General features: G+C 72.6%; 8 protein-coding genes and 1 tRNA gene. 7 read left to right on the top strand and 2 right to left on the bottom strand.

Annotated features, from left to right (window positions below; all coding sequences use genetic code 11):
* Positions 1–3 precede the first annotated feature (3 nt).
* A complete protein-coding gene (locus E6R60_RS17355; RefSeq protein ID WP_136327478.1) occupies positions 4–594 on the top strand; it encodes a hypothetical protein in 591 nt (196 codons plus the stop codon).
* Positions 595–686: 92 nt separating this feature from the next.
* Complete coding sequence (locus E6R60_RS17350) at positions 687–3,431, top strand: Tat pathway signal sequence domain protein (RefSeq protein WP_136327477.1); 2,745 nt, start codon at positions 687–689, stop codon at positions 3,429–3,431.
* Between the two features lie 33 nt (positions 3,432–3,464).
* Here E6R60_RS17350 and E6R60_RS17345 read toward each other — a convergent pair whose 3' ends face one another.
* Positions 3,465–5,954 (bottom strand): hypothetical protein, encoded by a 2,490-nt coding sequence (locus E6R60_RS17345; protein WP_206309441.1) that lies wholly within the window; start codon positions 5,952–5,954, stop codon positions 3,465–3,467.
* 81 nt (positions 5,955–6,035) lie between these two features.
* Between E6R60_RS17345 and E6R60_RS17340 the strand changes: the two genes are divergently transcribed.
* On the top strand, positions 6,036–6,482 hold the full coding sequence (locus tag E6R60_RS17340; RefSeq protein WP_136327475.1) for an SRPBCC family protein: 447 nt from the start codon (positions 6,036–6,038) through the stop codon (positions 6,480–6,482).
* A gap of 39 nt (positions 6,483–6,521) precedes the next feature.
* Positions 6,522–6,593 (top strand) — tRNA-Val (locus E6R60_RS17335).
* 107 nt (positions 6,594–6,700) lie between these two features.
* Here the strand turns inward: E6R60_RS17335 and E6R60_RS17330 are convergent.
* Positions 6,701–7,426, bottom strand: a complete 726-nt coding sequence (locus tag E6R60_RS17330; RefSeq protein WP_136327474.1) for a 3'-5' exonuclease — start codon at positions 7,424–7,426, stop codon at positions 6,701–6,703.
* A gap of 191 nt (positions 7,427–7,617) precedes the next feature.
* Here E6R60_RS17330 and E6R60_RS17325 point away from each other — a divergent pair, with 191 nt between their 5' ends.
* From E6R60_RS17325 to thrS, 3 genes are all read left to right on the top strand, one after another.
* Entirely contained in the window at positions 7,618–8,184 is a 567-nt protein-coding gene (locus E6R60_RS17325; RefSeq protein ID WP_136327473.1) for a DUF4365 domain-containing protein, read from the top strand.
* Complete coding sequence (locus E6R60_RS17320; protein ID WP_136327472.1) at positions 8,184–9,446, top strand: hypothetical protein; 1,263 nt, start codon at positions 8,184–8,186, stop codon at positions 9,444–9,446. The genes E6R60_RS17325 and E6R60_RS17320 overlap by 1 nt, the downstream gene beginning before the upstream one ends.
* Before the next feature lie 104 nt (positions 9,447–9,550).
* Complete coding sequence (gene thrS / locus E6R60_RS17315) at positions 9,551–11,527, top strand: threonine--tRNA ligase (RefSeq protein WP_136327471.1); 1,977 nt, start codon at positions 9,551–9,553, stop codon at positions 11,525–11,527.
* Positions 11,528–11,531: the final 4 nt, after the last annotated feature.

Below are 11,531 nucleotides of genomic sequence, written 5' to 3'. Positions count from 1 at the left end.
CCCGTGGCGACGAAATCCGGCACCGTACGCACCCCACCCAGGACCTCCTTCGTCCGGGAGCGCTTCAGCGTCTTCTCCGAATGCCTGCTCACCGGCGTGTGGATCACCGTCGCCGCGCTGCCCCTGGTCACGTTCCCCGCGGCGTTCGCCGCGGGGAGCCGGCACCTGCGCCGGTACCTGGCCGGTGAGGCGGGCGGGGTGCGGGAGTTCGCCGCCGATGTACGGGAGGCGTTCCGCAGCGGGTGGCGCGTTTCCCTGCTGTGGTGGGCGGCGCTCGGGCTGCTCGCCTTCGACTGGCAGGTCGCCCGGTCCGGCCTGCTGCCGGGCGGCCGCCCGCTCATCGCCGTCAGCCTGCTCGGCCTGCCGGCCGTCGCCGTCTGGGGACTGCGCACGGCCGCCGCCTGGCGGCCCGGCACCCCCTGGGCGCAGACCGCACGGACCGCCGGCCGCCGGACCTTCACCGACCCGGCCGGATCGCTGCTGCTCGTCGGCGGATTCGTCGCCCTGGCACTCGCCGCCTGGCAGATCCCGCCGCTGGCCGCGCCCGCCCTCGGCTGTCTCGCCGCAGCGGCCGTCGCCGCCGACCGCCGCTGACCCGGCGGCCCGGACCCCCGTACCGCACTACGTCCCACCACGCGTCAGCGTGCGATCAGTCATGCCCATTCCCGCCACGAACTGGAGCCGTGATGTCCCCGATCCCCCGTCGAACCGTCCTCAAGGCAGCCGCCGTCGCCGGCGCGGCCACCTCCTTCTCCTGGGTGCTGAACGACACCGCCCAACAGGCGGCCGCCGCCACCGCGAAGGCCGGAGAAGGGCCCGTCGAGATCGGCTGGCTCGAGGAGGGCGGCCTCGGCGCAGCCCCCGGATCGACCTTCGGCGTCCCCTGGGCGAAGGGGCGCTACCCCGCCGACCAGAAGTTCGCCCTCGCCACCGCCGACGGCAAGGACGTCCCCGTCCAGACCTGGGCCACCGCCACCTGGCCCGACGGCTCCCTGAAGTGGACGGCGCACGCGGTCGGCCCCGAGGCCGGCGCCGCCAGGAAGTTCACCCTCACCACCGGCGAGCCCGCCACCGCCGCCCACAAGGTCACCGTCAAGAACAGCGGCGGCTCGATCACCGTCTCCACCGGGGTCATCACGGCGAAGATCGGCAGGACGGGCTCCTCGCTCGTCACCTCCCTCACCCGGGGCTCCACCGAGATCGCCAGGGACGGACGCCTCGTCCTCATCCGCCAGGGCGAGCTCGAGGACGGCGACCAGGGGCAGGAGAAGTACGAACGCTTCGAGAGCGCCATCAGCAGGACCGAGGTCGAACAGAGCGGCCCCGTCCGGGCCGTCGTCCGCATCGACGGCAAGCACCGCCACGGCAACCGGTCCTGGCTCCCGTTCTCCGTCCGCCTCTACTTCTACGCGGGCGCCGAATCGTTCCGCATGATGCACACCATCACCTTCGACGGCACCCAGGAACCCGGCAAGGCCAGCGGCGACTTCATCCGCGGCCTCGGCGTCCGCTTCACCGTCCCCCTGCGCGACGAGACGTACGACCGCCACATCCGCATAGGCGGCGACGAGAGCGGCATGCTCCGCGAAGCCGTCAAGGGCATCACCGGACTGCGCCGCGATCCCGGAGCCGCCGTCCAGGCCGCCCAGTTCGAAGGCACGAAACTGCCCGACCCGGCCACCTGGGACCAGCGCGTCACCACCCGCCTCCCGCTCATCCCCACCTGGGGCGACTACACCCTCAGCCAGCTCTCCGCCGACGGCTTCTCGCTGCGCAAGCGCACCAAGAAGGGCCACGGCTGGATCGCCGCGGGCGGCGGCCGACGCGCCTCAGGATTCGGTTACGTGGGCGGTGCGAGCGGCGGACTCTCCTTCGGGCTGCGCGACTTCTGGGAGAAGTTCCCCGCCCAGCTCGACATCCGCGGCGCCGACACCGACGCCGCCGAAGTCACGCTCTGGCTCTGGTCGCCGGAAGCCGAGCCGATGGACCTGCGCTTCTACCACGACGGCCTGGGCCAGGACACCTACGCGGAACAGCTCGAAGGCCTCAACATCACGTACGAGGACTACGAGCCCGGCTTCGGCACCCCGTACGGCATCGCCCGCACCAGCGAACTCGTCTTCTGGGCCAACGACTCCACCCCCAGCGCCGAGGCACTCGCCCAGCAGACCCGCACCGTGCGCACCCTCCCCCAGCTCGTCGCCCCGCCGTCCCAGCTCATCGCGGCGGGCGTCTTCGGCGGACTCTTCTCCCCGGTCGACCGCTCCACCCCGGCCAAGGCGAAGATCGAGGACCACCTGGACTTCCTGTTCACGTACTACAAGGACCAGGTGGAGATGCGCCGCTGGTACGGCTTCTGGGACTACGGCGACATCATGCACTCCTACGACCCCGCCCGGCACCAGTGGCGCTACGACGTCGGCGGCTACGCCTGGGACAACTCCGAACTCTCGCCCGACCTCTGGCTCTGGTACGCCTACCTGCGCTCGGGACGCGCCGACATCTTCCGCTTCGCCGAGGCCATGACCCGCCACACCGGCGAGGTGGACGTCTACCACCTCGGGGAATGGGCGGGCCTCGGCACCCGCCACGGCGTCCAGCACTACGCCGACAGCGCCAAGCAGCAGCGCATCGCCAACACCACCTACCGGCGCTTCTACTACTTCCTCACCGCGGACGAACGCGTCGGCGACCTCATGCGCGCCAACGTCGACTCCGACGAGACCTTCCTCGGCCTCGACCCGCTCCGCAAGATCCGCACCGAGCCCTACACCCCGGACCGGCACGCCCTGTCCGTCGGCTTCGGCACCGACTGGAGCGGACTGGTCTCCGCCTGGCTCACCGAATGGGAGCGCGGCGGTCCCCAGGCCGAGAAGGCGAAGGCGCGGGTGCTCGGCACCATGGAGACCATCGCCGCGCAGCCCAACGGATTCGTGCAGGGCAGCGGCCTCTACGACCTGGACACCGGAAGGTTCGCCGTCGCCGCCGAACCCGTCGTCAGCGTCTCCCACCTGTCCGGAGTCTTCGGACTCAACGAACTGTGCGCCGAACTCATCGGCCTGGTCGACATGCCGGAGTTCAAGGAGGCGTACCTCGACTACTGCCGCTACTTCAACGCGAGCAAGACGGAGCAGGCCGCCCGCTACGGCTCGAACTTCGGCAGCCTGCTCCTCTTCCAGGGCCACTCCCGGATGGACGCCTACGCCGCCGTGCAGACCGGCGACGCGAAGCTCGCCGCCCGTGCCTGGGAGAAGTTCTACAACAGCGACGGCTACAAGGAATCCGCCCCCTGGAAGACCGAGAAGGTGAGCGGCCCGGTCACCACCGTCCCGGGCAGCGAGGCCAACTGGGTCTACACCAACGACACCGCGCTGTACGGACTCGCCGCCATCGAGAACCTCGCCCTGGTCGGCGACCAGATGCCAGCCTGAGGCCCGTGAGGGCGCCCCGGGCCGGCCTGCGGGTCACCGCATCCGGCCCAGGGCGTCCCGCAGCCGCCGGGCCTCCCGCAGCCGCTTCTCGTACGTCGCCCCCACCGCGAGCAGCAGCACCCCGGCCAGCGCCGGCGCCACCCAGCGCGGCATCGCACCCACCACCTGCACCACGTACGGCGCCAGCTCGTGCAGCGCGTCCAGCGCCAGCACCGCTCCGCCCAGCACCAGCAGGGCCTGGAGCCGCAGCCGCGCCCCCAGCAACGTGATCACCAGCGCCGCGGCCCCCAGCAGCAACGGCCGGAGCCAGTACGGGCCGGCCCAGGCGGCGACGAGCGCCGGCACCAGAGTCACCGCCAGACCCGCCCCGTACGCCGTCCACGACGACGCCGAGGGATCGCGACGACGGCGCAGCACACCGACCACCAGCGCCGGCACGGTCACCGGAAGCGTGTACGGCTCCGGCGACGACACCCCGGACGCCGACAGCCGGACCCACGACGCCAGGACGAACAGCGCCGTCGCCAGATATCCGGCCGCCTGCCGCCGCTCGGGACGCAGCGCCGTACCCGCCGCCAGGACGCCGCACAGGGCCAGCACCAGAGCCAGGAACGGCGGATCGCCCAGCGCGGCCACGACCGCGGCGACCCCCACCGCCGCGCCGCTCAGTTCGAGCGGCAGCGCCACCGGACGCCCCTTCAGCCGCGCCCCCAGCCCGGCCGTCACCGCGGGGACGACGAGCAGGACCGGCGCCGCCTCGTACGACCTCAGACCGAGCGACGCACCGGAGGCGACGGCGAGCACCGCCGCGCAGACCACCGCCGCGCACGCCACCACCGCCTGCACGGTCATCACCACCGGCGACCGCGACGGGTCCCCGGGCGCCTCCAACGCCGTCGCGGCGCCGGCGAACAGCAGCAAAAGCACCCCGAACACCGCGTAGGTGGCCGGCTCCGAACCCAGCGCCAGCAGCGCCACACCCGCCGCACCGGCCGACCCGCACACCCACGCGGTCAGCGCGACTCCCGCAGGCCCGCGGCGCAGTGCGGCCACCGCACCGGCCAGAACCCCCGCCACCAGCACCGACTGCGACGCGACAGCCGCCGCGTACGAGACGTCCAGCGCGGGCGGCAGCAGCGTGAGCCCCGCCCAGCCGGCCACCACCGCCGACGCGCCGAAGGCCGTCCGCAGGCCGGGTCCGGGTGACAGCACCGGTCCGGCATACCGCTCCACGCCCTCCCAGAACCGGAACGCGGCCCCGAGCACCACGGCCACCGACAGCAGCACCACCGGAGCCGCGGCCATGTCCTGCCACGGCAGCCCCGTTGCGCCCAGCGCTCCCCGGACGCCGTCGTCCGGGGCCCCCGACCACAGCCGGCCCAGCTGAGCCACCGGGCCCACCAGCACGACCGCCACCGGGGCGGCCGCGAAGAGCACCGACGCGGCCGTCACCGAACCAGCCGCCCCCACCAGACCCCGCCCGGCCGGACGTCCCAGCGGAGCCCGGACCCCCAGCAGAACCAGCCCTCCGCACACGAGGTACACCTGCACCGCCCAGCCGTCGGGCACCCCCGCCGCCAGGACGCCGCCCACCGCCGCGACCGCGGCCAGTCCCGCCACCGCACCACCGGCCACCGCGAGCGCCACCGGAGCGCGACGGACCCCCGCCAGAGCGATGACGGCACCGGCCAGGAGGAGCGCTCCCGGCGCCACCGCACCCGCCGGGCCGCCGGCCGACAGCGACTGCGCCAGAGCCACCAGCAGACCCGCACCGCCCGTGAGGAAGAGACCGGCGCAGGCGGTGACCCGGACCCCGGCCCCCTTCGACCGCACGGCGATCGCACAGTCCAGCGCCGCCGTGGCCAGCAACGCGAGGGCGAACACCAGAGCGTCCGCCTCGCCGGCCCAGGCCCACAGCACCAGCGGGAGTTGCGCGCCGGCCACGGCCAGGGGCAGCGGCAGCCGCAAGGGGTCCAGCACCAGGCCGTAACCGGCCCAGAGCGCCGCCAGCACCGCCGAGGCGGCGGCCGCGTACCCGGCGCCGGCGTCCGGAACGACGACCAGGTAAAGGGCCAGGGCGTCCAGCACCATCAGCACCGACGCCAGCCCGGCGAGCGCCTCCGCCGTCGAGGACAGACCCCGCCGCAGGAGCACCGCGGGCGCGCTCAGCGCCGCGACCGTGACGGCGGTCAGGACCGCCGCGCGCCCGCCGATCCCCATCTGTCCCCAGCTCACCAGGGTGAACGCGACCGCGGCGATCGTCAGCAGCAGACCGCCCAGAGTGAGCAGCACGTTCTGCGCACTCCGGGTACGGACCGCAGGAGCGGAGGGACGGGGCGGGGCCGGGGGAGCGGACGGCGCGCCCCAGGCACCGGGCGGCGCGGACGGCGCGGGCCCGGGCGCCCGCAGGACGCTCAGCAGCCAGGCGCGGCGGGTCAGCAGCTGGGACCGGCGCATATCGAGCCGGGCGAGCTCGCGGTCGATGAGGACCAGTTCCTCGGCGGGTGGCGGCAGATGTTCCATACGGGCGAGTGTGGTGCGGGCCACGCGAAGGGGCATGCGCGCGGGTACTCAGATCCCCGGCTGAGTACGCATCCTGGAGCCATGGACTGGAGCCACTACCGATTCGTCAGCACCTGGGACCTGCCCGCCCCGCCCGCGGTCGTCTACGCCCACCTCGAACGCGTGGAGCACTACCCGCGATGGTGGCCCCAGGTCCGCGAGGTCACGTCCGCCGACGAGTCCTCCGAAACGGCCCGGATCCGCTCCCTCCTCCCGTACACCCTTGTCGTGACCCTGCGCGCACGCCGTCGCGACGCGCCCGGCGGCGTCCTCGAGGTGTCCCTCACCGGAGACCTCGACGGCTGGGCGCGCTGGACCGTCGAGCCGGACGGTGCGGGGAGCCGTGCCACGTACGAGCAGGAGGTCGTGGTGCGGCGCGGCCTGATGCGGGTCCTCGCGGTGCCGGGACGGCCCGTGTTCCGGGCCAATCACGCCCTGATGATGCGGGCCGGCCGGCGCGGTCTCGCGGCTCGGCTGGAAGCGGTTTGAACCACACCCGCCGAGCCCTGTATGGTTCAACCCGTTCCCGGGCGATTAGCTCAGTGGGAGAGCGCTTCGTTCACACCGAAGAGGTCACTGGTTCGAAACCAGTATCGCCCACCCCGGGAAAGGCCGGTCCGTCAGCTTCACCGACGGACCGGCCTTCGCGTGTCCGGGCGCGCATCCCGGCGTTCTCCCCCACGCGGTCGCGTGCCGCCCCGTCCCGCTCATGCCGCCGCGCGAAGCTCCGGACGCAGCGGCCAGGCCGGGTCCACCGTCTCCGGCGTCCCGCTCTTGGCGAACCAGGCCTGCAGGCCGCGCGCCTGTGCCGCGTGCCACACCGCCTGGAGCGTGTGCAGCTCCGCCGGGGTCAGCCGCTCCAGCCGGGCCGCGAACCGCCGCCCCACCGCCCGGACCAGCTCCAGCGACGCCGCCGCATCGGCCGCCGCGTCATGGGCCCCGTCCAGCACCACCCCGTACAGCTCGCAGAGGTCCGTGAGCGTGCGGCGCCCCTTGCGGTAGCGGTCCAGGTGCTTGTCGAGCACCCGCGGATCCAGCACGCACAGCGGGGCGTTCTGCAGATACCCGGCGAGCGACGACGCCCGGTGACGCTTCAACTCCCGGTCCAGCAGCGTCAGATCGAACGGCGCGTTCATCACCACCAGCGGCCGGCCCGCCGCGCTCTGCTCGGCCAGCGCCCTCGCTATCTCCTCGACCACCGGTGCGGGCCAGCGCCCGTTGCGCTGGAGGTGGTCGTCGGTCAGGCCGTGGATCTCCGTCGCCCCCAGGGGCACCGGAATTCCCGGATTCACCAGCCAGCGGGTGACACGCGGCCGCCCGCCGGCACTGTCCTGGACGACGAGCGCGGCCGAAACGATCCGGTCCTGCTCGACGTCCACTCCCGTCGTCTCGGTGTCAAAAGCGGCCAGCGGCCCCTCGTACCAATGCGTCATCCCCGAACTCCTCGCGCCCCGGCGGCAGATGGTGCGATTCCTCTGCCCGGTTCGGTAATACCCGCACCCTTTGCCTGATACGCCGTTTGGGGACCGTCCTGTGCGGTGACAACACAGGTGACGGGGCCGGAAGTTGACACGACGCCGGATCCGCCCGACTCATCGGCACAGCCCGGAAGGCATACGGAGCCATGGCGCTCGCGCAGCCCGAACCGAGTGGGCTGCTGCCCCAGCGGACCGCACCGCTGCGCGGCGCACTCGCCACCACCGCCTGCATGGAGACCCTCCAGGTGGGTTATCTGCACGCGGTCGCGGCCGCCGCGGGGTGCTCCCTGTCGCAGCCCTTTCCCGACAACGGCATCGACTGGCACGTCAGCCACGGAGCCCCCGGCCACGTCGTCGACGACGAGGTGACCATCAAGATCCAGCTGAAGTGCACCTACCAGATACCGCCCGGCCCGCCCGGCCCGACCTTCGCCTTCACCCTCGACAACGCCCACCTCGTGAAGCTCGCCCGGACCCCCGTGTCCGTGCACAAGATCCTCGTCGTGATGCTCGTGCCCCGCAGCCAGGACGACTGGCTGCGGGCCGGACACGACCGCCTCGACCTGCGGCACTGCTGTTACTGGACCAACCTGGCCGGTCACGCCGTGACCGGCCGGCACCGGACCACCGTGCGGATCCCGACCTCGCGCATCTTCGACGACCGAGCGCTCTGCGAGATCATGACCCGTGTCGGGGCGGGAGGGAGACCCTGATGCACCGGCCGATGGACGAGTCCGTCCACGAAGCGTTCCCGTCAGCCGTACGACCCCACCCCGCCGAGCTTCCCGGCCCCTGGCCCACCGGCTCACCGGCCGGCGCACTCCCCGACCCCGCCCGCGTCGACCCCGCGGTCCTCGGCGCCCTGCTGGCCCGGCACGGCTGGCAGCGGCGCGGGGGAGCGGCCGGCCGCTACAGCCGCTGGACCCCGCCCGGCCCCTCCGGCACCACCACCAGCCTGCTCGTGCCGGACACCACCGCGTTCCCCGACAGCGAGGAGCTGCTGGGCGAGGCCCTGACCGCCCTGGCCCGCAGCGCGGCGCCCTCCGCCCGCGAGGTCCTGGTCTCCCTCGCCGTCCCCAGCGACGAGATCCGCTGGTGGCGCGACGTGCCCGAACCGGCCGCCGGAGTCGCCGGGGCGGCCAGCTGGACCGGAGCGGAGCAGCTGCACGGCGCCGCCCGGCAGATCCTGCTGGCCGGAGCGCTCGCCGTCCGCGGCCGGGCCGGCTACCACGGCGCCCGCCACCGCCGCCGCGCCCTCGCCACGCTCGGCTCCGTCCTCGTCGGACCCGCGCCGGGCGGCCGCGCGCTCACGGCGTTCGTCCCCGTCGAAGCCGGCCGCCCCGTCGCCGTCCGGCTCTACCAGGCCCTGCACGCCTGCCGGGAGGCTGTCGACTACGAACGGGCCACCGGCGGCATGGAGGCGTTCGACACCGCCGTCGAGGCGGGCGTCAGCCGCGAACTGACCGAAGCGGTCATCGCACTCGTCCGGGGCTCCGAGGGCGCCGGGGTCGCACTGGACTGGGCGCCCGCCGCGGGCGTCCCCGACGGCTGCCCGGTGCGCCCCGAACCCGTCGAGTTCTCCCCGGGCGACCTGCCGGCCCTGCGCCGGGCCGGGGCCCGCTACCTCCGGGACGAACCCGCGATGACGGTACGGATCACGGGCGCGGTCGTCCGCCTGCGCCGCTCGGGACCGCGCGGGGCCGGAATCGTACGGCTGCGGGTGCTGGCGGGCGCCGAGGTGCCGCACGTACGGCTGGAGCTCGACGAGGAGGCCTACCGGATCGCCGGGCAGGCCCACCTCGTGGGGCTGCCCGTGCGCGTGGAGGGCAGGCTGGAGAGCCGGGGCGGCTTCCGGCGGCTGACGCGGGCCTCGCAGGTGGTTCCCGTGCAGGTCGACGAGGAGGAACGGGACCGGCTGATGAAGTCGCTCCAGGAGAACGTCGACTATTTCGAGGAGGCGTGCGCGGGGGAGTAGCGGGGCGGATGCGGCCCATTTCGCTAAGGGGGCCGTCAGCTCGGTACGATTCCCCTTGCGTCCGCCACGGGAATGCGGCGCACCCCCTGAGTCAGGAGAGACCGGTGTCAGACGTCCGTGTGACCATCCAACGCGATTCCGAGCGGGAAGAGCGCGTGGTGACGACGGGCACTACGGCAGCCGAGCTCTTCCCCGGCGAGCGCACCGTCGTCGCCGCCCGCATCGCCGGTGAACTGAAGGACCTCGCGTACGTCGTCTCCGACGGCGAGACCGTCGAGCCCGTCCTGATCTCGTCCGAGGACGGCCTCGACATCCTGCGGCACTCCACCGCGCACGTGATGGCGCAGGCGGTGCAGGAGCTGCACCCGGAGGCCAAGCTCGGCATCGGCCCGCCGGTCAAGGACGGCTTCTACTACGACTTCGATGTCGAGAAGCCGTTCACGCCCGAGGACCTCAAGGCCATCGAGAAGAAGATGCAGGAGATCCAGAAGCGGGGCCAGAGGTTCTCCCGCCGGGTCGTGACGGACGAGGCGGCCCGCGAGGAGCTCGCCGACGAGCCGTACAAGCTGGAGCTCATCGGCATCAAGGGCTCCGCCTCCTCGGACGACGGCGCGGACGTCGAGGTGGGCGGCGGCGAGCTGACCATCTACGACAACCTCGACCCGAAGACCGGCGAGCTGTGCTGGAAGGACCTCTGCCGCGGTCCCCACCTGCCGACCACCCGGTTCATCCCGGCGTTCAAGCTGATGCGGAACGCGGCGGCGTACTGGCGGGGCAGCGAGAAGAACCCGATGCTCCAGCGCATCTACGGGACCGCCTGGCCGACCAAGGACGAGCTGAAGGCGCACCTGGAGTTCCTGGAGGAGGCCGCCAAGCGCGACCACCGCAAGCTCGGCAACGAGCTGGACCTCTTCTCCTTCCCCGACGAGATCGGTCCCGGCCTCGCCGTCTTCCACCCCAAGGGCGGCGTCATCCGCCGGGCCATGGAGGACTACTCGCGGCGCCGCCACGAGGAGGAGGGCTACGAGTTCGTCTACTCGCCGCACGCCACCAAGGGCAAGCTCTTCGAGAAGTCCGGCCACCTGGACTGGTACGCCGACGGCATGTACCCGCCCATGCAGCTCGACGACGGGGTGGACTACTACCTCAAGCCGATGAACTGCCCGATGCACAACCTGATCTTCGACGCGCGCGGCCGCTCGTACCGTGAACTGCCCCTGCGCCTCTTCGAGTTCGGGACGGTGTACCGGTACGAGAAGTCGGGCGTCGTGCACGGCCTGACCCGCTCGCGCGGCTTCACGCAGGACGACGCGCACATCTACTGCACCAGGGAGCAGATGGCGGAGGAGCTGGACCGGACGCTCACCTTCGTCCTGAACCTGCTCCGCGACTACGGCCTGACGGACTTCTACCTGGAGCTCTCCACCAAGGACCCGGAGAAGTTCGTCGGGTCGGACGAGGCGTGGGAAGAGGCCACGGCGACGCTGCAGCAGGTCGCGGAGAAGCAGGGCCTGCCCCTGGTCCCGGACCCGGGCGGGGCCGCGTTCTACGGCCCGAAGATCTCGGTGCAGTGCAAGGACGCCATCGGCCGTACCTGGCAGATGTCGACCGTGCAGCTCGACTTCAACCTGCCGGAGCGCTTCGACCTGGAGTACACCGGCCCCGACGGCACCAAGCAGCGCCCGGTCATGATCCACCGCGCCCTGTTCGGCTCCATCGAGCGCTTCTTCGCCGTGCTCCTCGAGCACTACGCGGGGGCGTTCCCGGTGTGGCTGGCGCCCGTCCAGGCGGTCGGCATCCCGATCGGCGACGCGCACATCCCGTACCTCCAGGAGTTCGCGGCGAAGGCACGGAAGAAGGGCCTGCGCATCGACGTGGACGCTTCGTCGGACCGGATGCAGAAGAAGATCAGGAACCACCAGAAGGCCAAGGTGCCGTTCATGATCATCGCGGGCGACGAGGACATGGCCAACGGCGCCGTCTCCTTCCGCTACCGCGACGGTTCGCAGGAGAACGGCATTCCGGTCGAGGACGCGATCGCCAAGATCGCCCAGGCCGTCGAGGACCGCGTCCAGGTCTGACCCG

Origin of the sequence: Streptomyces sp. A0642, assembly GCF_004795105.1 — a bacterium.
Lineage (GTDB): Bacteria > Actinomycetota > Actinomycetes > Streptomycetales > Streptomycetaceae > Streptomyces.
This window is presented reverse-complemented; position numbering and strand designations above follow the sequence as displayed.

Bases quoted from the DNA above. Each gene is read 5' to 3' on its own strand.
- E6R60_RS17320 (WP_136327472.1), top strand. From the start codon at position 8,184: ATGCACCGGCCGATGGACGAGTCCGTCCACGAAGCGTTCCCGTCAGCC.
- E6R60_RS17350 (WP_136327477.1), top strand. From the start codon at position 687: ATGTCCCCGATCCCCCGTCGAACCGTCCTCAAGGCAGCCGCCGTCGCC.
- E6R60_RS17340 (WP_136327475.1), top strand. From the start codon at position 6,036: ATGGACTGGAGCCACTACCGATTCGTCAGCACCTGGGACCTGCCCGCC.
- E6R60_RS17345 (WP_206309441.1), bottom strand. From the start codon at position 5,954: ATGGAACATCTGCCGCCACCCGCCGAGGAACTGGTCCTCATCGACCGC.
- E6R60_RS17325 (WP_136327473.1), top strand. From the start codon at position 7,618: ATGGCGCTCGCGCAGCCCGAACCGAGTGGGCTGCTGCCCCAGCGGACC.
- E6R60_RS17330 (WP_136327474.1), bottom strand. From the start codon at position 7,426: ATGACGCATTGGTACGAGGGGCCGCTGGCCGCTTTTGACACCGAGACG.